Origin of the sequence: Robbsia betulipollinis, from assembly GCF_026624755.1 — a bacterium.
In the GTDB taxonomy this organism is placed as follows: Bacteria; Pseudomonadota; Gammaproteobacteria; order Burkholderiales; family Burkholderiaceae; genus Robbsia; species Robbsia betulipollinis.
Genome location: NZ_JAPMXC010000001.1, coordinates 2134376 through 2156611, shown reverse-complemented (window position 1 = coordinate 2156611; position 22236 = coordinate 2134376). Strand labels below are relative to the sequence as shown.

Sequence of the window (22236 nt, the reverse complement as noted above, 5' to 3'; positions counted from 1 at the left end):
GAAGGGCGGTACCGGATCAGAACGCGACGCCAAGCGTCAGATAGGGACGAATGCTGCGGTTCTGGATGCCATAGCCCAGATCGACGTTGAGCGGGCCGACGGGACTGCGCCAGCGCGCGCCCACGCCCACGCCCTGGTAGAAGCGCCGCTCCGCCCAGGTATCGGTCGCCGTGCCCATGTCGAAGAACACCGCGCCGCCCCAGTCGTGGTTGAACCAGTGCTGATACTCCGCGCCGCCGGTGATCAGGTATTTCGTCGGCAGCACGCTCCCCGACACGTTGTTGCCGATGCTCTCGTATCCGTAACCGCGCACCGACGTTGCGCCGCCCGCCCGGAACAACAGCGTGGCGGGAATCCGTGCCGACGCCGCGCCCGAAAACACGCCGCCCATCTCGGTGCGCAGCAGCACGAGATCGTTGCGGCCGATCGGCAGGTATTGCCGCGCGCGTCCGTAGATCCGGCCGAAGGTGGCGTCCGACGCCACGGCCTTGACGGCGAAACCGGCCTCGACGTTGATCAGATTGCCGCTGCGCGGGAATACCGGATCGTCGACGTTGCGCCGCGTCCAGGCCCAGGCGGGCACCAGCGCGCGGCTCACGGTGGGCGGCCCGACGTTCTGCTCGAGCCGATCCTGGTAATACATCAACGAGTAGGTGTAATCGTAGAACTGCAGCGAGCGCGTGCGCTGGAACCCGGTACGCAGGCTGTAGATCACCGTGCCTTCGTCGTCGGTCCGCGTGTACGAGGCGAGCACGCTGTTGACGTAGGACTTGCTGTCGGGCGGCATCGCCAGCTGCACCGATCCATACTGACTTTTCTGTTCGAGCCGGCCCTGCACCGTGAAGACGTAAGCGCGGTTGAAAACGTTGTTGTACGAATAGGCGCCCTCGATCCGCGCGCCCCGGTCGGTCGAGTAACCGATGCCCGAGCGCACGCTGTGGAACTGGTATTCGTGCACCTTGACGTCGACCGGCGCCTCGGTCGCGTGCGCGGGATCGGCCTGCACATCGACCGCGACGCTCGCGTAGTACGGCGTGTTCTGCACCTGGCGTTGCAGCTCCTGGACCCGCGCCGCGCTGTAGATCTCGCCGACATGCAGCGGATTGACGTGATCGATGATGGCATGCGGATAGCGCTCGACGCCGGACACCGTCACCGGCCCGAGCGTGAAGGTAGGGCCGCTGGCGAACTGCACGGAGAGGGCCGCCGTATGGGTGCGCGGGTCGACCTTCGCCTCGGAATGCGCGATGCGCGCCCCCAGATAGCGCTGCGCGCGCAGCACGGTCAGCGAGGCCTTTTTCGCATCGTCCCAGGCGGATTGCGTGAAAGCGTCGCCCGACTGCAGACGCCAGGCGAGCCGGGTCGCGGTCTCGCGCACCGGTGCCTCGGTCGCCACGGGGCCGGTGAACGAGAGCGCGACACTCGAAATCGTCGTCTGCGGCCCCGGTTCGACGCTCAGCCTGACCGCTTTGCGGCCCTTCACGGTGCGCACCTCGGTCTGTATCACCGGACTGAAATAGCCTTGCGTCTGCACCAGTTGACGCGCCTGCTGCGGCGCGGCCGTGACGAGAAACGACAACTGCTCGTCCCCGATGTCGTCGCGTTTCGCGAACCGCGCGAGGTCGAGATGCTGCGTCAACACCTTGCGCACGGCGCGCGGCGCGTCGATGTCGACCGTATACACGGCGCGCGCGGGCGCCGCCAGCGCCAGCAGCCAGACGCCCGCGAGGGCGGCGGCAAGCCGGCGCCCGGCCACGCCCGCGAGGGGTCGCGCCCGCGGCCATCCCACGCGGCGCCCCGGCGTCGCGCGCATGCCGTACGCCGGCGACGCCCCGTTTCCCGTTTCACTGCCCGCCAAACACATCTCCCATTCCGTCCGTGAGCATCGCCCTGCGCCCAGGCGTCGACCTTGCATCGCCAAAGAAAGGCGTGGCCCGTCGCACGCCGCTTGCGGCAATTGCTTGCCGCGCCTTACACCCCGCCGCTATTTCAACACAGTTGACCGCGAAATGATCCCCCCGGCGTTTGACGCGTCGTTTTCGACGGCGTGCGGACGCATCGCGTATTCCCTGGTCAGGTCCCGAGGATAAGATAAAATACCCTGCTGAACATCCGACCACGCATACGACCAAAGGCAGGTACAGACCATGTACGAATCCGAGATCACGTCGTTCATCAAGCAGCTGAAGGCCGAGCAGCCGAAACTCGAACGGCAGCAGCAACTCGGCCGTGCGCTGCTGTGGGACAAAAAGCCGCTGGATCTGGAACAGCGCGCGAGCGAAACCCACGCGCGCGTCAAGCAAACATCCTACGTTTATTACCAAACCTTCTGACGATGTCGAACGCCAACCGGAGTCCGGCGCGGGCCGCTGCTTCCGCCGCACCGGAGACCGGACCTGGCGAACACGCCGCCAGGACCGCCCTTGACGCGGTCAACGCCGAAAGCGGCGCGACGGACACCGTGCGCGTGCCCGACGCCGCACCAGGCGGCGTGGACGTCGTCGCGTTCGCGCGGCTGTACGGCGAGCCGGTGTTCAAGCTGCCGCACGATCTCTACATCCCGCCGCAGGCGCTCGAAGTGTTTCTCGACAGCTTCGAAGGCCCGCTCGATCTGCTGCTTTATCTGATTCGCCGGCAGAACGTCAATGTGCTCGACATCCCGATGGCGGAGGTCACCGTCCAGTACCTGGGTTATGTCGAGCAGATCCGGCGCACCAACCTGGAACTGGCGTCGGACTACCTGCTGATGGCGGCGATGCTCATCGAGATCAAGTCGCGGATGCTGTTGCCGCTGAAGAAGACGGACAGCAACGAGGAAGTGGACGACCCGCGCGCCGAGCTGGTGCGCCGGCTGCTCGAGTACGAACAGATGAAGCTCGCCTCGCAGCGCCTCGACCGGCTGCCGCAGCGCGGACGCGATTTCCTGGACGTCCAGGTGCATGTCGAGGAAAGCCTGGTGCCGCGCTGGCCCGACGTCGGCGCCGCGGACCTGCACGGCGCGTTTCGCGACATGCTGCGCCGCGCCCGTCTGGTCGAGCACCACCGGATCAGCCGCGAGGAACTGTCGGTACGCGAGCACATGAGTCTCATGCTGCGCCGCCTGCAATCGGCGCGCTTCATGGAATTCACCGAACTGTTCGACGCCGGGTCCGGCGTGCCGGTGGTGGTCGTCAATTTCATCGCGATGCTCGAACTCACGCGCGAGGCACTGATCGAGCTGACCCAGGCCGAGCCTTTCGCCCCCATCTACGTCCGGCTGGCCTATTCGCCCAGCTGACGCCCTGCCGACAGACCCGCCGCGGCCATCGTAGCCGCCCGGCGACCGCCCCAATGGAGACCCCTGTCACCCATGAAAGTCATCAGTTCGATCCAGGAATTGCGCGACCAGTTGCGCGGCCAGAACCGTATCGCCTATGTGCCGACGATGGGCAGCCTGCATGAAGGCCATCTGTCGTTGATGCGCACCGCGCGCCTGCACGGCGATCCCGTGGTCGTCAGCATCTTCGTCAACCGGCTGCAATTCGGCCCGAACGAAGATTTCGACAACTACCCGCGCACGCTCGCGGCGGACATCGAGAAACTGCAGAAGGAAAACGTCTACGTGCTCTTTGCGCCTGGCGAGAAGGATCTCTATCCGCAGCCGCAGGAATACCGGGTCCGGCCACCCGACGATCTCGGCGGCATTCTCGAGGGCGCGTCGCGTCCCGGCTTTTTCGAGGGTGTCTGCACGGTCGTGATGAAGCTGTTCTGCTGCGTCAATCCGCGCGTCGCGGTGTTCGGCAAAAAGGACTATCAGCAACTGATGGTGATTCGCCGCCTGGCGCAGCAATTCGCGCTCGCCACCGATATCGTGGCCGCGGAAACCGTGCGACAGGACGACGGTCTGGCACTGTCCTCGCGCAACGCCTATCTGAGCGCGGCCGAGCGGGCCGAGGCGCCGCGCCTGTACGCGGTGCTCAAGGAGGTGCAGCATCAGTTGCAGAACGGCGAGCGCGACTTCGCACGGATCGAACAGCGCGCGGTCGCCGCCCTGGCCGCGGCGGGCTGGCAGCCCGACTACATCGCGATCCGCCGGCAGGCCGACCTGCGCGCGCCGGACCCGGCGAGCCATTCGACGAGCCACCCGACGAGCGACCCGGCCGAGCCGCTCGTCGTGGTGGCGGCTGCGAAACTGGGCGCGACGCGCCTGATCGACAATCTCGAGATCTGAGGGCGGATCCACGACGGCATCCGCTTCAGCGCCGCATGCCTGCCGGGTTGGATCCTTGCTGGGTCGAATCGGCTCAATCGGTCGCGCTCACCCACTGCGTGAGCGCCCGCCACTGCTCGAGATCCTTCTCCACGCGGCTGGGGGCCACATCCCAGAGCGACAAACCATGGGCGGCCAACTGGATATAGTTCTGCGTGTCGCGCAGCGTGGCCAGCACCGGCACGTCCAGCCCCTCGACGAACCGCTGCAACTGCTCCGCCGCCCTGGTGCGCGCGTCCACGCGCATGCCGACCACGCCGATCCGAATCTGCCTACGCTTGACGGTGCGTTCCTTCGCCAGCAGCGCCAGGAAGGCCTGCGTGGCGTAGATATCGAAGATCGACGGCTGCAGCGGTACGATGATGCGGTCCGCCATCGCCGCGATGTGATGTAGCGTCGCCGCGTCGAGGCCGGCTGGCGTGTCCAGCACCGCGTGCGCGACGCCCCGCGCCGGCCGTTCGGGCCGCATCGCGTCGGGTGCCCACGGTGCGATCGGTGACAGCTCGGCGGCTCGGATGCCGAGCCAGACATGGGAGGAATGCTGCGGATCGATGTCGCCGAGTGCCGTCGATTCGCCGCTCGCCGCGAAATAGCCGGCCAGATTGGTGGCAAGCGTGCTCTTGCCCACGCCGCCCTTCGGATTGACGATTGCGATCACCGACATGTCCTCTCCTCCCATTCGAACGAGCGATTATTATCCGCGAACTCGCACCCATTGTGGGCATGGCATTCGGCCGGCGCCGGGCGGCAACGCCCGGCGGACTGCAGGAAGCGGCGAAGGCGGCGATAATGCGGATACGACGCCGGGACCCGCGCGTTGGGCGGGGCGTCGCGAACGGCCCGCCCGGCGGCGCCGGTGCCCGCGCAACGCCGCCATCGAGACGCCTACGAGCGCACGCCTACTCGCTTCCGCCCCCTTGCTGCAAATCCTCTTACATCTTGGCGCACTTTGCCCATGGGACACACGGGGTTCCGGGGTAAAATGCCCCGTCTTATGAGGACGCCGCTCATCATGCTGAACGATCTCGAATCACTGTCTGCCAATATCAACCGCTTGCTCCACTCGGTGGAAGCCGGCAAGGGCGCGCTCGCCGATCGAGAGGCCCAGCTCGCGCGCGTGCGGGGCGAACGCGACGAAGCAATGACCGCGGCGCTCGCGCTGCGCGCGGAACGCGACCGGCTGCGCGACGAACGCGACGCGCTGCTGGCGAAGATCGAGGACGCGCAGGTCAAGCTGAACGCGATCCTGGAAAAACTCCCGGTGCCGCGCGCGATGGAACACGGCGAGCCGGCGCGCCAGGGTGAATTCGATCCGCGGGACGATCCGCACGCGCACGTCCGGCAAGCGGAAGGAGAAACCTATGAGCGCTAAGCAGATCGAAGTACAGATACTCGGACAGCCATACCGGCTGTCGTGCTCGCCGGAAAGCGAAGCGGTGCTGCGCGAATCCGTAGCGCGCGTCGACTCCGAAATGAACAAGGTCCGCGCGCAGAGCCCGATCCGCGGCACCGACCGCATCGCCGTGATGGCGGCGCTGAGCATTGCCTCGGAGCTGCTGAACCTGCAGCAGAGCGTGCGCCATGGCGAAGCGTTTCCAGCCGAGGAAATCCGGCAAACCATCGCGCGCATGAACGAACAGATCGATTCGGCGGTGCAGCGCGTCGCGCATCACGGTGCCTGACACGGCGCCCGAGTTGGCGGCGTTCGCGGGCAACGCCGTGGCGCCATAACCGCGGCCCCGCGAAGAAGAGTGCACATTCGTGATCGTTGTGGCAGAATGGTTTCAACGCGGCGCCCTCACCGTCCGAGCCGGACAAGGCGCCGGATACGTTGCGGATTCACAGTTTTTACGGTTTCCCTGCCTGGTTTGCTAAGGTCATAGATTCCTTGAACCAATGCCTAATCAGCAAGGTCGTGGGAATTTGTAGCGCGGGCGTGAGCGTCACTCTGTCTGACGAACCCGAAGCGCTTCTAACTGCGACCGTCTTGAACTCCGGTTCAGGATGCCGGCCTGGCGGCTAAGGCGGGGATCATTTTCGACGGCATCGGATATCCGATGCCGTTTTTGTTTGTCCTGGCGCTTCTTCGCCCTACGCGCTTCGCCGTCCTTCCGCGTGCTCCCGTTTCCCGACAGCAGCGATAATCCCTCGGCGCCATGTCGCACGGTGCCCACAGGACAGCGCGACGCGTTTAAGATGATCCTCCGCAGACAGGAGACATCGCCGCATGACATTCCCGCTACCGTCCTTCCGCGCCACCCTCCTCGCGGCCGCCATGGGCCTGCCCGTTGCGTGGTCGCTTGCCATGCCGTGCACCGCCACCGCGCAGGGCATCGCATCGCCGCTGGCCGACCTCCCCTCGGGCGTGCTCTCGCTCGACGCCAGCGCCAGTACCGAGGTGCCTGCCGACATCGTCCGCATCGATCTCTTCTATGAACAGCAGGGCAATGACCCGGCAGCGCTGACGCAGGCCCTCAACCAGCACACCGACGCGGCGCTGAAGGTGGCCCGGCAACAGGACGCGGTGAAGGTGAAAACCGGCGCCTTCAGCATGTCGCCCACGACCGATCGGGATGGCCGCATCAGCGCATGGCGCGGGCGCAGCGAATTGATACTGGAATCGCGTGACTTCGCCGCCGCATCGCGGCTGGCGGGCCAGCTCGGCACGACGTTGCAGGTCGGCGATGTCAGCTTCTCGCTGTCCCCCGACGCGCAACGCCAGGCAGAGAGCGAGCTGACGAAACAGGCCATCGCGGCCTTCCGGCAGCAGGCGACGGCCGCCACCCAGGCCTTCGGTTACAGCGGGTATACGGTCCGCGAGGTCAATGTCGGGCGCAATGGCGGCTACCGGCAGTCGCGCATCGCGCCCCGGATGCTGTATGCAGCAGCGGCCGCGAAGACCCAGGATGTGCCCATCGAAGGCGGCACCTCCACCGTGACGGTGACCGTCAGCGGCGCGGTGCAGATGACGCGCTGAGGAGAGGCCGTCGCTATCGTCCGGCTAGCGGTCGGCTTTCGGTACGTCCTCAGCCCGGCACCCCGGCCGGCGATTGCGGCCGACGACGATAGGCCCATGCCATCAGGCCGATGCCGAACAGGATCATCGGGATCGACAGCCACTGCCCCATCGACAGGCCCAGCGCCAGCAAACCGAGGAAATCGTCCGGCTGGCGCGTGAATTCCACCAGGCAGCGGGCAATGCCATAGCCCATCACGAACAGCGCCGTCACCGCGCCCAGCGGCCGCGGCCTGCGGCAGAACAGCCACATGACGACGAACAGAATGATGCCTTCCAGCGCCATCTCGTACAGTTCCGACGGATGGCGCGGCAACAGGCCGCGGGTCTGTTCGTACACCGTTATCAGACCGCGTGACAGCGCCTCGCCGGGGTGCGCCAGCATCCACTGACGGTCCTCGGCGGCGGCATCGGGAAACAGCATCGCCCAGGGCGCGGTCGGACTGGTCACGCGCCCCCACAATTCGCCATTGATGAAATTCCCGAATCGCCCGGCCGCGATACCCAGCGGCACCGCCGGCGCGATGTAGTCGGTCACCTGCAGGAACGGCCGCCTGCGGCTGCGCGCAAAGAGCGTCATCGCCAGCGCGACGCCGAGAAATCCCCCGTGGAACGACATCCCGCCCTGCCAGACCTTGAACACATCGAGCGGATTCGCGAGGTAATAGTCGGCTTTATAGAAAAGGATGTAGCCGATCCGGCCGCCGAGAATCACGCCCAGCACCGCGTAGAACAGAATGTCGTCGATGTCCTTCCTGGTCCACTGCTGCTCCACGATCTGTCGTTGCCGCAGACGCAGGCGCAACACCAGGATGCCGAGGACGAAGGCAAGCAGGTACATCAGGCCGTACCAGCGGATGGCCAGCGGTCCGAGCTGGATCGCGATGGGATTGAATTGCGGATGAATCAGCATAATGACCCTGGAGCATGTGACGATGGGACTGCCCGGCCGGCGGCCTGGCGCGGGCACCGGCGCCTTGCCTGGCCCCTCGGTGCGGGCCTTCGTGGCGGCCCGTCGGGCAGCCCGTCATGATGTCATAAAATGACGGCGCCTAGCCTGTCGGAATGCCATCGCACGGGCATCAGGCCTGTTTGAACAAATTCAGCTGATAGCCCCGGTCGCGATAGAACCGGTAGCGCTCGCGGCCCGCGTCGAGTTCTTCGGGTGCCTCGCCCACCAGTTCGAGCAGGCGCTCGAAACGCGCGAAGTTCGCCGGCACCTCGGCACGCAGATTCAGCAGGATCGCATGGTGGGGTGCGGTATCCGTGCCTTCGGCCAGCACGATCGGCGTTTGCGCCGCCAGCGGGCTGTCGCCCATGCAGTGCGGAATGAAATCGAGCGCGGAGAACGTCCAGAGCGCCGCGTCGAATGCCGTCAGTGCCGGGCGGTCGCCCAGCACCAGCACCGGCTTGCCCGCGCCATAGACCTTGCGCACGAGCCGGCAGGCATAACCGAGCCGGTCGGCGACGTTCGTATGAAAATCGATCCGCGTCATCGCCGCCCGGCCGTCTCAGCCACCGACCGGCAACCCGGCCTTGCCGCGCGGGCGGGCCGTGCGCGCAGCCGCGCGGGGGACCTTCGCGGCACCGGCGGCCGGAGCGGCGGCCGGTGCCGGGGCGCCGGCGGCCGTTGCATCGGCGAGGGCGGCAGCCCGCGCCGGCCCCTTCGCGAGCGTCGCGGTGCGCGCCGCACGCCCCGTCTCGCTGGACGCGCGTTCGCTCAGGAATTGCACCAGCAGCGGCACGGGACGCCCGGTCGCGCCCTTCGCCGCGCCGCCCTTCCAGGCGGTGCCGGCGATGTCGAGGTGCGCCCAGCGGTAGGCTTTCGTGAAGCGCGACAGGAAGCAGGCGGCGGTGATGCTGCCGCCCGGACGGCCGCCGATGTTCGCCATATCGGCGAAATTCGTCTTCAACTGTTCCTGATAGGCGTCCTCGATCGGCATGCGCCAGGCCGCGTCGGCCGCCTGCTTCGATGCCGCCAGCAATTCGTCGGCGAGCGCGTCGTCCGGCGAGAACAGGCCGCTGTTGTGGTGCCCCAGCGCGATCACGCAGGCGCCGGTGAGCGTCGCGATATCCACCACCGCGGCCGGCTTGAAGCGCTCCACGTAGGTCAGCGCGTCGCACAGCACCAGTCGCCCTTCGGCGTCGGTGTTCAGCACTTCGATCGTCTGCCCGGACATGCTGGTCACCACGTCACCCGGCTTCAGCGCGTTGCCCGCGGGCATGTTCTCGCAGGTGGGGATGACGCCGATCACGTTCAGCTTCAGGCCCATCTCGGCGATCGCGCGCATCGTGCCCAGCACGGTGCCGGCGCCGCACATGTCGTACTTCATCTCGTCCATCGCTTCGCCGGGCTTGAGCGAGATGCCGCCGGTGTCGAACGTGATGCCCTTGCCGACCAGCACCACCGGCGCGGCCTTGGCGGCACCGCCGTTGTGACGCAGGACGATGAACTGCGGCGGCTCGCTCGATCCTTTCGCCACCGACAGGAAAGATCCCATGCGCAGCGCTTCGATCTGCTTGCGGCCCAGGATCTCGACCTTCAGCTTCCAGTCGTCCGCGATTTCACGGGCGACGTCGGCGAGGTAGGTCGGCGTGCAGATGTTCGGCGGCAGGTTGCCCAGTTCCCGGGTCAGATCGACGCCGTTGGCCAGCGCCGTGCCATCGGCAAGCGCCGCTTTCGCCGCCTTTTCGTCGGCCGCGGCCACCGTGAACCACAGCTTCTTCAGCGCCGGCGCCGGCGGCGCCTCGGCCTGCATCTTCAGCCCGGCGAAGCGATAAGTGTGATCGCGCCACGCGACGAGCGCCGTGCGCACCGCCCAGGCCGCGTCGCGGCCCTCGACCGGCGTCTGCGCGAGCGTGAAGACGACCTGCGCCGCCTTGCTCGACGCCAGCGCCCGCGCCGCGGACTTCGCCGCGTCGGCATAGGCCTTGGCGCCGAAGCCCGCCTGCTTGCCCAGTCCGACAACCAGCACGCGCGCGGCCGCCGGCGTGCCCGCGCCCGCGCGCAGCGGCGCATGCAGCATCAACGTCGTGCCCGCGCGGCCGTCGATGTCGCCCGCCTTGATCAGCTGCGACAGCCAGCCGTCGCTGGCGGCATCGATCCGCGCCGCGGCGCCGGAAAGCGGCTGCGCTTCGAACGCGCCGACCACGATACAATCGGCCTTGGTGCCGGGAACCGTGTAACCGCCGGCGGTGTTCCATTCGAAGGCTTTTATGCTAAAGTCCATCGCGCTAATCCCTGATTGTCAGTTCAAGCGCGATTATCCGCTATTTTCTCCGGCGCGGCTTGCCGCATGCGTCCCGACGCACCCGGCCGCGCCCTCGATTCCGTAGACAATGATTTTTCAACGTTCACTGCAGCGTGAACTCGCCTATACGGCGGGCGCCGTCTTCATGGTGCTCCTGACCATCATGCTGACCACGATGCTGATCCGCATCATCGGTTCGGCCGCGGTCGGCAAGGCCGATCCGCGCGACATCCTCGTGCTGATCGGTCTGACCATGGTCGGCTATCTCGCGGTGATGCTCATCGTCACGCTGTTCGTCTCGATCCTGGTGGTGTTGACCCGCTGGTATCGCGACTCCGAAATGGTGGTCTGGCAGGCCTCGGGGCTCAGCCTGACCGCGCTGCTGCGTCCGCTCGCCGTGTTCTCGGCGCCGCTCGTGCTGCTGATCGCCTTCTGTTCGCTGGTCGCCTGGCCCTGGGCCAGCAACCAGCAGTCGAAAATCAGCGCACGGTTCCAGCAGCGCGACGACGTGGCGATGATCGCCCCGGGACAGTTCAGCGAATCGGCGAGCAACCAGCGCGTGTTCTTCGTCGAGAAGCTGTCCGCGAACGCGCAGCGCGTGCAGAACGTCTTCGTGACCAGCACCGAGAACGGCAAGCTGTTCGTGGTCGTGTCGCAGCAGGGCTCGATCGAAACGCACCCGAACGGGGACCGCTTCATCGTCCTGGAAAACGGCCGGCGCTACGACGGCGAGCCGGGCCACCCGGATTTCCGCATCGTCGAATTCAAGCGTTACGGCGTCAAGATCGAGGACAAACCGACGGTCAACACGACGACGTCGCGCGGCACGGCGACGATGGACCTGATCCACAACCCGACGCGCGCCAACCTTGGCGAACTCGCCTGGCGACTCGGCCTGCCGCTCACCGGCGTGACCCTGATGCTGCTGGCGATTCCCCTGGCCTATCAGAATCCTCGCCGTGGCCGGACCATCAACATGGTGTTCGCGGTGCTGATCTACCTGACCTATTCGAATCTGCAGAACCTGATGCAGAACTGGATCGACCAGGGCAAGGTGCCGTTCTCGATCGGCGTGATCGCCCTGCACGTCATGGTCGCGATCATCGCCCTGCTGATGCTCTGGCGGCGTGTGCGCAACCGGCCCTTCTTTTCGCTGAATTTCCGGCGTGGCGGCTAGCCCCATCATGCGAACAGGTTCCTAGTCGATGATCCGCACCTACGAAAAATACATTGGGAAACAGGTCTATCTGACCTTCTCCTTCATCCTCTTCGCCTTCTCCGGCCTGTTCTTCTTCTTCGACCTGATCGCCCAGCTCGATGCGGTCGGGCACGGCAACTATCGCTTCGGCTATGCGTTGCTGACGGTGGCGCTGCTGGTGCCCGGGCATTTCTACGAAATCATCCCGGTCGCAGTGCTGATCAGCGCCATCTACGTCTTCGCGCAGATGGCGGGTTCGTCCGAATTCACGATCCTGCGCGCCGCCGGGATGTCGCCGCAACGCGCGCTCGGCACCCTGATGAAGCTCGGCGTGCCGCTGCTGATCCTGACTTTCGTCATCGGCGAATATATCGGACCGTATGCGAACCAGTTGTCCGAGCGCGTACGGCTCAGCGCGATCGGCTCGTCGGTCTCCTCGGGCTTTCGTTCCGGCGTGTGGCTCAAGGACACGGTCGCCAGCGACGCCGCTGCGGGCGCCGCGGGCAACGGCGTGACGCGCTTCGTCAACGTCGGCCGGCTCAACCCCGACGCGACCATCAGCAACGTCAAGATCTACGAATTCGATCCGCGCTACCGGCTCACGCATGTCCGGCTCGCGCAAAGCGGCGTCTTCGTCCCGCCGAACCAGTGGAAACTCGACGGCGTCACGGAGATGGCACTCGAGCGCCTGTCGGACGAACCGGTCGCCGATCTGAACTCGCTCATTCCGCTGTATCAGTCATCGCTGAAGACGATGCCCAGCTATCTGATGCGCTCGGAGTTGACGCCGCGCATTCTGTCGGTGCTGCTGGTGGCGCCGGAGAACATGTCGATTTACGCGCTCACCTCCTACATCCATCACCTGCGCGAGAACAGCCAGGACACGCAGCGCTACGACGTCGCGCTCTGGCGCAAGATCTTCTATCCGTTCGCCGTCTTCGTGATGTTGACGCTGTCGCTGCCGTTCGCGTATCTGCATTCGCGCGCGGGCGTGGTGGGCATGAAGGTGTTCGGCGGCATCATGCTGGGCATGAGCTTTCAGCTCGTCAACACCCTGTTTTCCCATATCGGCACCCTGAACACCTGGCCCGCGCCGGTGACCGCCGCCCTGCCCGCGCTGCTGTATCTGGTGCTGGGCATCGTCGGTCTGCGCTGGGTCGACCGACACTGATCCTGGTCCGATCGCCCCACGCCCTGGAAAATCCGATGTCCGATGCCAACGTCCTGCCGCCTTCCGCCACGCCCCTGCGCGGCCTGATCCTGTTCGGGCATGGCGCCCGCGACCCGCGCTGGGCGGAACCCTTCGAACGTCTGGCGCAGCAGATGCGCGCGCGTCAGGCGGCGGTCCGGGCCGACGACGGCGCCGCGGGTAGTCCCGGCGCCGGCCCGGTGTCGCTGGCGTTTCTCGAACTGATGACGCCGGACCTGGCGACCGCCGTCGGCGAGCAGGTCAGCGCCGGCTGCGACGTGATCACGGTCGTGCCGGTCTTCTTTGGCCGCGGCGCGCATCTGCGACGCGATTTCCCCGCGCTGCTCGACGCCTGCCGGGCAAGCCATCCGGATATCACGATCCGCAGCGCCGAGGCGGTCGGCGAGGACGAAAGCGTGCTGCAGGCAGTGGGCGCGTATGCGTTGCAGCAATGGCAGGAATGATCCGCTAGCCCATGACCTTGTCCAGCGTGATTGGCAGATCGCGCACGCGTCGGCCGGTCGCGTTGAAGACCGCATTCGCCACGGCCGCCCCCACTCCCGTGATGCCGATCTCGCCCACGCCGCGCGCGCCCATCGGCGTGTGGGGATCGGCCTCGTCGCCCCAGATGATGTCGATCTCCGGCACGTCGAGATGCACGGGCACGTGGTAGTCGGCGAGCGAGGGATTCATGACGCGTCCCGTCCTCTCGTCGAAGTGCGTTTCTTCCATCAGCGCCAGGCCCAACCCCATGATGATCCCGCCGCGGAACTGGCTGGCCGCGGTTTTGGCGTTGATGATACGGCCACAGTCGAACGACCCCAGAAAACGGCTCACGCGAATCTCGCCGGTGACGCCATGCACGCGCAACTCGCAAAACAGCGCGCTGTGACTATGCATGGACCAGTGCTGTATCTCGAGCGGCGGCGGCGCCTCCGCTTCCACGCTGACGTGGTCGTGCCCGGCGCGAGCCAGCAACGCGCCGTAGGTTTCGAACCGGTCCGGGTCGTCCAGCGCGCAGAGACCGCCGTCACGGCACCCCACTTCGCCCGATGCCAGGCCGGATAGCGGCGAGCCATCGCCGGCAAGCCGCAGCAGTTTCACGACCAGCTTGTGATGGGCTGCCATCACCGCGGCGCCGATCGCCGCCGTCTGCTGCGAGCCACCGGCCAGCACCACGCCCGGCAAGTGGGAATCGGCGTATTCGAAGTCGACATCGGCCATGGTCAGCCCAAGACGCTCGGCCGCGATCTGCGTCTGGGCGGTGGATGTGCCCATGCCCATTTCGTGCGCGGCGATGCTGACGGTCGCGCGTCCCTTGTCGGTCAGGGTGATCCGTGCCGCGCCGCCCGGCATCCTGTAATACGGATAGGTGCCCGCGGCGCAGCCCATGCCGACGAACCAGTCGCCCTCGCGCCGCGCGCCGGGTTCCCGCCGTGCGTCCCAGCCGAACCGCTCGCGGCCGGCCTTCCAGGCCTCGACGATACCGCGCTGGGAAAAGGGTAGCCCCGTCGTCGGATCCTTTTCCGGTTCGTTCCTGAGGCGCAGTTCGATGGGGTCCAGTCCCATGGCGTGAGCGAGTTCGTCGAGGCCGGATTCCAGTCCGAACGTGCCGACGGCCTCGCCGGGTGCCCGCATGAAGGTGTTGGCCGTCATGTTCATTCTGACGGTTTCGACGTCGAGCAAAAAGCTTCGGGAGGCGTAGGCGCTCTTCGCCGGCAGGATGAAGGGCTCCGGCATGTTGTTATGCGGACTCATCGCGACCGTACCGGTATGAATGAGCGCGTCCAGGGTCCCGTCGGCCCGGGCACCCAGCGCCACGCGCTGCTCGGTGAGCGTGCGCCCGCCGACGATGCGAAACACGCCTTCCCGCGACAGCACGATCCGCACCGGCCGCTGCGCCAGTTTCGCCGCCGCCGCTGCCAGCACCTGATGCTGCCATACCGTTTTCGAACCGAAACCGCCGCCGACATACGGCGAGGTGACGTGCACGTGCTTCTCGTCGATACCGAACACCTGCGCGAGGGTCCACGCTTCGTGGGCGACCGCCTGCACGGTGTCGTGGATCCGCAGCGTATCGCCCTGCCAGGCGAGCGTTGCCGCGTGCAGCTCGATGGGATTGTGATTGTGGCGCGGGGTCGTGTAGCGCACATCGATCTTGTGGGGCGCCGCGGCCAGCATGGTCTCGGCATCCTGGATCGCGAGCTTCAGCGGCTCGCCCTGGAACAACCCTGGCTCCGAGCCTTTCGCCTTGGCGGCCGCCAGTGAGGTGACCGCGTCGCGCCCGGTCTCGTAGACGACGTGGATCAGGGACTGCGCATGATCCGCCTGCTCCTGCGTGTCGGCCAGCACGAGCGCGACCGGCTGGCCGTTCCAGTGAATCTGGTCGTCCTGCATGACCGGCACGTCATCGCCGCCCGCGGCCTTTTGCTGGGTCATGAAGGCTGGCATGGGCCGGAGGCGGGGCGCGTTCCGGTACGTCATCACCAAAACGACGCCCGGCGCGGCCTCGGCGGCCGCGGTATCCAGCGCGACGATGCGCCCGCGCGGTATCGACGCATACTTGAGCGCCGCGTAGGTCATGCCTGCCATGGGAAACTCGGCGGCGAAGGTCGCCCGGCCCGACACCTTCAACGGCCCGTCGATCCTGCTGACCGGCGCGCCGATCAGGCCACCCGTGTGGCGAATCAGGGGGTCAGGCTTGCCGCCGGGGATGAGGACGTCGGGCGCGAGCGCGATGGCCTTTTTCAGTACGGCCTGCGCGGCATTTTTGAGAATGGGCATCACCGAATCTCCTGGAGGGACGTCAGCTTGATCAGTGTGTCGACCACCACACGTTGCGCCAGGTCGATCTTGAACGCGTTGTCGCGAAGTCCACGCGCCGGCGCGAGTTCCGCCTGCGCCGCCGCGAGAAACGCCGCCTCGGTGGCGGGACCGCCCACGAGCAACGCCTCCGCCGCGCGCGCCCGCCATGGTTTGTGGGCGACGCCGCCCAGGGAAATCCGTGCCTCCGTCACCACGCCGTCCCGCACCTCCAGGATCGCGGCCACCGAGATCAAAGCGAACGCATAGGAGGCGCGGTCGCGCACCTTGCGATAGGTGGAACGGCCCGCCGGGCGGGTCGGCAGGACCACGGCGGTGATCAACTCGCCCGCTTCGAGCACGGTTTCGATCTGCGGCGTGTCGCCGGGCAGGACATGCAGGTCCACCAAAGCGATGTCGCGAACGCCGCCGGGACCGGTCACCAGCACGCGCGCATCCAGGGCGGCCAGCGCCACGGCCATGTCCGAGGGATGGGTGGCGACGCACGCCGGGGATGCCCCCAATATCGCGTGCATGCGATTGAACCCGTCGACGGCGTCGCAGCCCGTTCCGGGTTCGCGTTTATTGCAGCGCGCGGCATCGTCGTAGAAATAGCCGCAGCGGGTCCGCTGCAGAAGGTTGCCGCCCGTCGTCGCCATGTTCCGGATCTGCGCCGACGCGCCTGCCAGGATGGCTTGCGACAGCAGCGCATAGCGTTCACGCACACGCCGATCGGCCGCCACGGCCGTGTTTCTGACGCCGGCGCCGATCGACAGCCCCCCCTCCGCGGTCTCTTCTATGGCGCACGAGAAACCGGTGACGTCGACCAGCATCGTCGGATGCTCGATGGTCTCGCGCATCAGGTCGACGAGGTTGGTACCGCCACCGAGGTATTTGGCGCCCGGTCGCGCGGCGAGGGCGAGCGCGGCCTGCTGGTCCGAAGCACGTTCATAGGTAAAGGGGGTCATCGGGCCACCTCGCACTTGCCGGGCACGGCCTCGGCCGTGACGAACGTATCCCGGATCGCATCGACGATGCCGTTGTACGCGCCGCAGCGGCACAGATTGCCGCTCATGCGTTCACGCAGCTCCTCGCCCGTCAGCGAAAAGTCCGACGCGGCGACGTCCTCGCTGACATGGCTTGGCACACCGCACCGCCACTCGCGAACCATCCCGATGGCCGAACAGATCTGGCCGGGCGTGCAGTAGCCGCACTGAAACCCGTCGCGTTCGACGAATGCCGCCTGCAAGGGGTGCAACTCGCCGGGCGCGCCCAGCCCTTCGATGGTGGTGATGGCGCGGCCTTGATACTGCACGGCCAGGGCCAGGCAACTGTTGATGCGCGTCCCATCGACCAGTACCGTGCACGCGCCGCAGGCCCCCTGGTTGCAGCCCTTTTTAACGCCGAAGAGATGACATTGCTCGCGCAGCAAATCGAGGAGCGATGTCCTGGGATCCAGATCCAGCTCGATATCGTTGCCATTGATGACAAAATGCATGCTTGCTCCCTGAAGGTCGGCATGACGTCGCGCGCGGTATCGGCGCGATCCACGAAGCAAGCAATTTCCGAGCCTTGCGGCGAGTCAGGAGGATGCGGTCTTTCGCACAGGCGCGCGGGAGGAAAGGAATCTAGGCCACGAGCTGGCCGTCGTGCGGGCCGGTCGTCGTTACGGCCGACGCCGCCGCCGTCGCACGGCCGCGATCGGCGAATGCCTCGCCGATCAGCAGCACGCTGGGCTGGGCGCTGTCGAGCAGTTCGCGCGCCCGGCCGGCCAGCAGGTCGGCGAGCGTCATCCGGAACTGTCGTTCGCGCGGCGTCGAGCAGGCCTCGACGATCGCCACCGGCGTCGCGCCGTCGCGACCCGCCTCGATCAGCTCGGCCGCGATCTCGTGCGCGCTATCCCGCCCCATATAGAAGACGAGTGAATCGGCATCGGCGCGGCGGCGAATCTCGTCCGACCCCGCCTCGCGATTGCGGGTCGCCAGCACCACGCTCCTCGCCACGCCGCGCAAGGTCAGCGAACGCTTGAGCGTCGCGGCGCTCGCCAGCGACGCCGTCACGCCCGGCACGATCTCGTACGCGATGCCGGCGGCTTCGAGCGCGCGCATCTCTTCGTCGGCACGGCCGAACAGCATCGGGTCGCCGCCCTTCAGACGCACGACGATCTCGGCCTGCCGCGCCGCGTCCACCAATTGCTTGTTGATGAAGTGCTGGGCGCTGGAATGCTTGCCGCACCGCTTGCCCACGCCGATCAGGCGTGCCTGCGGCGCCAGCGCCAGCATGTCGGGCTCGATCAGCGCATCGTGCAGTACCACCTGTGCCTGCGCGAGCAGACGCGCGCCGCGCACCGTGATCAGGTCCGCCGCGCCCGGTCCCGCGCCGATCAGATACACCTTTCCCATTGCCGCCTCGTTACGCCGTTGAACCCGATATGCCGTTAGACCCGATACGCCGTCAAACCAACCCGTTGCGCAGGCAAACCCGTCATGCCATTGCGCCACAGGCCATGCCGTCGGACGCGTCATCCATGCCGCTTTTTTACCACGACTTGTCCGCGCGTCAATAATATGACGTTACCCTGCATGGCCGGCACGGCCCCGTGGCGGCTCAGGCGGAAAATTCCCGGATCATCCCCGCCGCGACCGTATGGAACGTCGTCTCGTCGATCAGCACGAAAGCGCCGGTGGCCGGCTCCGCATCGTACGTATCGCAGACGATCGCCTTCTGCAGGTTCAGCGACACCGCGCCGATATCGTTCATCTGCAAGGGATGACTGCCCGATGTTTCGGACAGCGTGTGCACATCCAGCGTGTGCCGCACGGCCGCCACACGCGCGAAAACCGTCGTGGTGGTCTGTTTGAGCAGATATTTGCGCTGCGTCGACAACGGCTCCTCGTCGAGCCAGCACAGGTCCGCTTCCAACTTGCGTGCCGTCGTGCCCTTCGCCGGGTCGGCAAGCGGGTCGACCAGCATATCGCCGCGCGACACATCCACGTCGTCGGTGAGCCGCACGGTCACGCACTGTCCGGCCACCGCGCGCGCCACCGAGGCGGTACCGCCCGTCACCGGCACGATGATCTCCGCCACCTCGGCGTCGATTCCGCGCGGCAGCACGCGGATCGCCTGGCCCACGCGGATCTCGCCCGATTCGATACGTCCCATATAGCCGCGGAAGTCGTCCGCCTGGGAGCCGTCCTGTCGCGCCACCCACTGCACCGGCAGGCGCAGCTCGCCGATCTTGCGGGTCACCGGCAGCAGTTCCAGCGTTGTCAGCAGCGGGCCGCCCGCGTACCACGGCATGCGCTCGCTCGGGTCCACGACGTTGTCGCCCTTCAGCGCCGACACCGGCACGAAAATCACGTTCTCCAGCCCGATCCGCGTCGCCAGTTCCCGGTAGGCGTCCCGAATCCGGTCGAACACGGTCTCGCTGTACGCCACCAGATCCATCTTGTTGATCGCGACAATGACGTGCTGAATGCCCAGCAACTTGACGATCGCGCTATGCCGCTTGGTCTGCGCCAGCAGCTCGGTACGGTCGCCGTCGAACGTCACGCGGGTCGCATCCACGAGGATGATCGCGGCATGCGCGGTCGAAGCGCCGGTCACCATATTGCGCGTGTACTGCTCGTGTCCGGGCGTATCGGCGATGATGAACTTGCGGCGGGCGGTCGCGAAATAGCGGTAGGCCACATCGATCGTGATCCCCTGCTCGCGCTCCGCCTCCAGCCCGTCGGTGAGCTGCGCGAGGTCGATCTCGTCGCCCGCGGTCCGCTTGTTTTTCGCGCGCGAGAGCGCGCCCAGCTGGTCGGACAGCACTGCGCGGCTGTCGTACAGCAGACGGCCGATCAGGGTGCTCTTGCCATCGTCGACGCTGCCGGCCGTGATGAAACGCAGCACGCCGAGGTCGCGTATCGTATGTTCGGTCATGGGAGTCTCGTGAGCGGGCATCAGAAATACCCCTGCTTCTTGCGCTGTTCCATCGCCGCCTCGGACGCCTGATCGTCCATGCGCGTCGCGCCGCGTTCGGTGATGTCGGACACCGCCGTCTCGGCGATGATCGTTTCGAGATCGGCCGCATCGCTCTCCACCGGGCAGGTGCAGCTGATGTCGCCGACGGTCCTGAAGCGCACGGTCGTCGTCTCGGGCGTCTCGTCGGCGCGCGGCGGCGTCAGACGCGTCACCGGCACCAACAGCCCGTTGCGGCGCACGATCTCGCGCGAATGCGCGTAGTAGATCGACGGCAGTTCGAGCTTTTCGCGTGCGATGTATTGCCAGACGTCCAGTTCGGTCCAGTTCGAGATCGGGAACACGCGCAGGTGTTCGCCCTTGTTCAGGCGGGTATTGAACAGGCTCCACAGTTCCGGACGCTGCGCCTTCGGGTCCCACTGGCCGAACTCGTCGCGGAAGGAAAAGATCCGTTCCTTCGCGCGCGACTTCTCCTCGTCACGCCGCGCGCCGCCGATCATCGCATCGAAATCGTGTTCCGCGATGGTCTCCAGCAGCGTCACCGCCTGCGCGGCGTTGCGGGAATCGGTCTCGCGGCGCAGCCGCACCGTACCGCGCGCGATCGACGTCTCCACATGACCGACGATCAATTCCGCACCGATCTCCGCCGTACGGCGGTCGCGGAAATCGATCACCTCGTCGAAGTTGTGCCCGGTATCGATGTGCACCAGCGGAAACGGCAACACCGTCTTGCGGTTCGCGCCCAGCCCGAAAGCCTTCAGCGCCAGATGCAGCACCACCACCGAATCCTTGCCGCCCGAGAACAACAGGCCCGGCTTGCGGCATTCCGCCACCACTTCCCGCAGGATATGAATGGACTCGGCTTCGAGCCAGTCCAGATGATCGATGGCGATCGCCGGATCGGCGACGTGCGTGTCGGACGATAGTCCCATGACAGATTCCTCGATGACTGCTTGTACGGCCCGCGCCCCGCAGCATCGCAACGCTGCGGGCGGACGCGGACGCGCCTTGACTATGAGTGTTGACCGCCGCCGGTCGGCAGGATGCTTTGCGGCACGATGCTGGTAGTGTCCGGCGGGGCGGAGGCGACATGCAGGCCACACTCCTTCGAATCGCGCGACTCCCACCACCAGCGTCCCGCGCGGCTGTCTTCGCCGGGGCGAATCGCCCGCGTGCAGGGCTCGCAGCCGATGCTTGGATAGCCGCGTGCGTGCAGTGGATTCACCGGCACCGCGAAACGGTCCAGATAGGCCCACACATCGGCCTCTGTCCAGTCCGCGAGCGGATTGTATTTCGCGATGCCGCGCGCCGCGTCGTGTTCCACGTGGTCCAGCGCCGTCCGCGTCACCGACTGCTCGCGCCGCTGCCCGGTCACCCAGGCCTCGACATCCGCGAGGGCCCGGTTCAGCGGCTCCACCTTGCGGATGCCGCAGCAGGCCTTGCGCAGCTCGACGCTTTCGTAGAACGCGTTCAGACCATAGCGTCGCACGTATTCCTGCACCGCGTGCGGATCCGGATGCAGCGCCTCGACCTCATAGCCGTAGCGCTCTCGGATCACCGCCAGCATGCCGACCGTTTCCGGATGCAAACGCTCCGTCTCCAGCGTGAAGATGCCGATGCCCACGCCGCGCGTGAGAATCGCATGCGTCAGTACCATGTCCTCGGCGGCCAGGCTGCTCGCCAACTTGACGCGCGCGTGGGACTGCGCGATACCGGCGAGCCGCGCGTCGAGTTCGCCAACGAGTTCGTCGAGCGGCTGCGAAACCGGGCCAAGGCGCAACGCGTCCAGCGCGGACACGCCGGCCGGCGCCAGCGTCGACACGGCGTTCATCGCGCTATGTCCGCTAAGGTGGCAGCATCGCCACCAATACTGTTAGTTGCGATTTCGGCCGCAGATGGACGCGCGACCTGCCGGAACAACGGCCGGGGGTCGTCGACGGCGCCCTGGTAATGCAGCGTCAGCTCGTCGAACGCCTTCAGCGCGTCGTGGATGTCCTTGTCCGCGCGCACCGCGAAGACATCGATGCCGCAGCGCGCCATGTAACCGATCTGGTCGCGTTGCACATCGCCGATCGCGCGGATTTCGCCCGTCCAGCCGTGGCGCTCGCGCAGCAGGCGCGCCGTGCTCATGCTGCGCCCATCCCGGAACACCGGGAAATCCACGGCCAGCAACGCGATCGCCTCGAACTCCGGCACCACGTCCGCCGGCTCGTCGTCCGGCGCCAGCCAGATACCCAGTTCGCCCTTGTCGCGCAGACCCCGCAGCGTCTCGCCCGCATCCTTCCAGTACGCCAGCGGTACGATGACCTTGCCGGCCGGCAATGCTTCCGGCAAAGGCAGCCCGCCCGCGGGATTCGCTGCAATCACGAGCCAGTCGTCCTCGACGACTTCCCGGTTCCTGATGATCAATGTCATTCGTCACTCCCTTGCCGGCCGCGCGGCATCGCCTGCCCCGGTCGGCTATCCGTCGTCGCCGCGCTCATCGCCGCGCTTGTTGCCGTGCTTATTGCCACGACCGTCGCCGCACGCATCGTCGCACCCTTCACCCTACTCGCATGCCGCATA

Annotated in this window: 21 protein-coding genes, 1 other RNA gene and 1 pseudogene; 10 read left to right on the top strand and 13 right to left on the bottom strand. The window is 66.6% G+C overall.

All coding sequences use genetic code 11. The features are described 5' to 3' along the window. Positions 1 to 16 precede the first annotated feature (16 nt). Positions 17 to 1813: an autotransporter assembly complex protein TamA gene (locus OVY01_RS09420; protein ID WP_267847189.1), complete on the bottom strand. Its 1797-nt coding sequence runs from the start codon at positions 1811 to 1813 to the stop codon at positions 17 to 19. Positions 1814 to 2147: 334 nt separating this feature from the next. Between OVY01_RS09420 and OVY01_RS09415 the strand changes: the two genes are divergently transcribed. From OVY01_RS09415 to panC, 3 genes are all read left to right on the top strand, one after another. Continuing rightward, positions 2148 to 2333, top strand: a complete 186-nt coding sequence (locus OVY01_RS09415) for a DUF3460 family protein (protein ID WP_267847188.1) — start codon at positions 2148 to 2150, stop codon at positions 2331 to 2333. Between the two features lie 2 nt (positions 2334 to 2335). Next, positions 2336 to 3277: a segregation and condensation protein A gene (locus tag OVY01_RS09410; protein WP_267847187.1), complete on the top strand. Its 942-nt coding sequence runs from the start codon at positions 2336 to 2338 to the stop codon at positions 3275 to 3277. Positions 3278 to 3349: 72 nt separating this feature from the next. Next, positions 3350 to 4210 carry a pantoate--beta-alanine ligase gene (gene panC, locus OVY01_RS09405; protein ID WP_267847186.1) on the top strand — a complete coding sequence of 287 codons (861 nt, stop codon included), beginning with the start codon at positions 3350 to 3352 and terminating at the stop codon, positions 4208 to 4210. A gap of 73 nt (positions 4211 to 4283) precedes the next feature. Here the strand turns inward: panC and OVY01_RS09400 are convergent, their stop codons facing one another. Further along, complete coding sequence (locus OVY01_RS09400; protein WP_267847185.1) at positions 4284 to 4913, bottom strand: ParA family protein; 630 nt, start codon at positions 4911 to 4913, stop codon at positions 4284 to 4286. Between the two features lie 330 nt (positions 4914 to 5243). On the opposite strand from OVY01_RS09400, the gene OVY01_RS09395 reads away from it, so the two are divergent. From OVY01_RS09395 to OVY01_RS09380, 4 genes are all read left to right on the top strand, one after another. Continuing rightward, complete coding sequence (locus OVY01_RS09395; protein ID WP_267847184.1) at positions 5244 to 5621, top strand: ATPase; 378 nt, start codon at positions 5244 to 5246, stop codon at positions 5619 to 5621. Further along, positions 5611 to 5931: a cell division protein ZapA gene (locus OVY01_RS09390; protein ID WP_267847183.1), complete on the top strand. Its 321-nt coding sequence runs from the start codon at positions 5611 to 5613 to the stop codon at positions 5929 to 5931. Before OVY01_RS09395 ends, OVY01_RS09390 begins: the two co-directional genes overlap by 11 nt. 171 nt (positions 5932 to 6102) lie before the next feature. Continuing rightward, positions 6103 to 6284: non-coding RNA, 6S RNA (gene ssrS, locus OVY01_RS09385), on the top strand. Positions 6285 to 6476: 192 nt separating this feature from the next. After that, positions 6477 to 7226, top strand: coding sequence for an SIMPL domain-containing protein (locus OVY01_RS09380; RefSeq protein ID WP_432422201.1), 750 nt, complete (start codon positions 6477 to 6479; stop codon positions 7224 to 7226). A gap of 49 nt (positions 7227 to 7275) precedes the next feature. Here the strand turns inward: OVY01_RS09380 and lgt are convergent, their stop codons facing one another. The 3 genes and pseudogenes from lgt to OVY01_RS09365 all read right to left on the bottom strand — a co-directional run. Then, positions 7276 to 8178 (bottom strand): prolipoprotein diacylglyceryl transferase, encoded by a 903-nt coding sequence (gene lgt / locus OVY01_RS09375; protein ID WP_267847182.1) that lies wholly within the window; start codon positions 8176 to 8178, stop codon positions 7276 to 7278. A 169-nt stretch (positions 8179 to 8347) separates the two neighbouring features. Further along, positions 8348 to 8761 carry a DNA polymerase III subunit chi gene (locus OVY01_RS09370; protein WP_267847181.1) on the bottom strand — a complete coding sequence of 138 codons (414 nt, stop codon included), beginning with the start codon at positions 8759 to 8761 and terminating at the stop codon, positions 8348 to 8350. 213 nt (positions 8762 to 8974) lie between these two features. Further along, positions 8975 to 10495 (bottom strand): annotated as a pseudogene (locus OVY01_RS09365) (leucyl aminopeptidase); the annotation flags it as partial. Positions 10496 to 10604: 109 nt separating this feature from the next. Between OVY01_RS09365 and lptF the strand changes: the two are divergent. Genes lptF through OVY01_RS09350 form a run of 3 tightly spaced genes read left to right on the top strand, consistent with a single transcriptional unit; the run spans position 10605 to position 13367 of the window. Beyond that, positions 10605 to 11693 (top strand): LPS export ABC transporter permease LptF, encoded by a 1089-nt coding sequence (gene lptF, locus OVY01_RS09360; RefSeq protein ID WP_267847180.1) that lies wholly within the window; start codon positions 10605 to 10607, stop codon positions 11691 to 11693. Between the two features lie 31 nt (positions 11694 to 11724). Further along, the gene (gene lptG / locus OVY01_RS09355; RefSeq protein ID WP_267847728.1) at positions 11725 to 12885 is read left to right on the top strand and encodes an LPS export ABC transporter permease LptG; all 1161 of its coding nucleotides are present in this window, start codon (positions 11725 to 11727) and stop codon (positions 12883 to 12885) included. 35 nt (positions 12886 to 12920) lie between these two features. After that, on the top strand, positions 12921 to 13367 hold the full coding sequence (locus tag OVY01_RS09350) for a sirohydrochlorin chelatase (protein ID WP_267847179.1): 447 nt from the start codon (positions 12921 to 12923) through the stop codon (positions 13365 to 13367). Between the two features lie 4 nt (positions 13368 to 13371). Here OVY01_RS09350 and OVY01_RS09345 read toward each other — a convergent pair whose 3' ends face one another. The 8 genes from OVY01_RS09345 to OVY01_RS09310 all read right to left on the bottom strand — a co-directional run bounded on the left by OVY01_RS09345 (position 13372) and on the right by OVY01_RS09310 (position 22086). Then, entirely contained in the window at positions 13372 to 15687 is a 2316-nt protein-coding gene (locus OVY01_RS09345) for a xanthine dehydrogenase family protein molybdopterin-binding subunit (protein ID WP_267847178.1), read from the bottom strand. After that, positions 15687 to 16673, bottom strand: coding sequence for an FAD binding domain-containing protein (locus tag OVY01_RS09340; protein ID WP_267847177.1), 987 nt, complete (start codon positions 16671 to 16673; stop codon positions 15687 to 15689). The genes OVY01_RS09345 and OVY01_RS09340 overlap by 1 nt, the downstream gene beginning before the upstream one ends. Further along, a complete protein-coding gene (locus OVY01_RS09335) occupies positions 16670 to 17203 on the bottom strand; it encodes a 2Fe-2S iron-sulfur cluster-binding protein (RefSeq protein WP_267847176.1) in 534 nt (177 codons plus the stop codon). The genes OVY01_RS09340 and OVY01_RS09335 overlap by 4 nt, the downstream gene beginning before the upstream one ends. 130 nt (positions 17204 to 17333) lie before the next feature. After that, the gene (gene cobA, locus OVY01_RS09330; protein ID WP_267847175.1) at positions 17334 to 18107 is read right to left on the bottom strand and encodes a uroporphyrinogen-III C-methyltransferase; all 774 of its coding nucleotides are present in this window, start codon (positions 18105 to 18107) and stop codon (positions 17334 to 17336) included. Positions 18108 to 18312: 205 nt separating this feature from the next. Then, entirely contained in the window at positions 18313 to 19632 is a 1320-nt protein-coding gene (locus tag OVY01_RS09325; protein WP_267847174.1) for a sulfate adenylyltransferase subunit 1, read from the bottom strand. Positions 19633 to 19652: 20 nt separating this feature from the next. Then, positions 19653 to 20603 (bottom strand): sulfate adenylyltransferase subunit CysD, encoded by a 951-nt coding sequence (cysD, locus tag OVY01_RS09320; RefSeq protein WP_267847173.1) that lies wholly within the window; start codon positions 20601 to 20603, stop codon positions 19653 to 19655. 80 nt (positions 20604 to 20683) lie between these two features. Continuing rightward, entirely contained in the window at positions 20684 to 21502 is an 819-nt protein-coding gene (locus OVY01_RS09315; protein ID WP_267847172.1) for a phosphoadenylyl-sulfate reductase, read from the bottom strand. Beyond that, positions 21499 to 22086, bottom strand: a complete 588-nt coding sequence (locus OVY01_RS09310; RefSeq protein ID WP_267847171.1) for a DUF934 domain-containing protein — start codon at positions 22084 to 22086, stop codon at positions 21499 to 21501. Before OVY01_RS09310 ends, OVY01_RS09315 begins: the two co-directional genes overlap by 4 nt. Between the last annotated feature and the right edge of the window lie 150 nt (positions 22087 to 22236).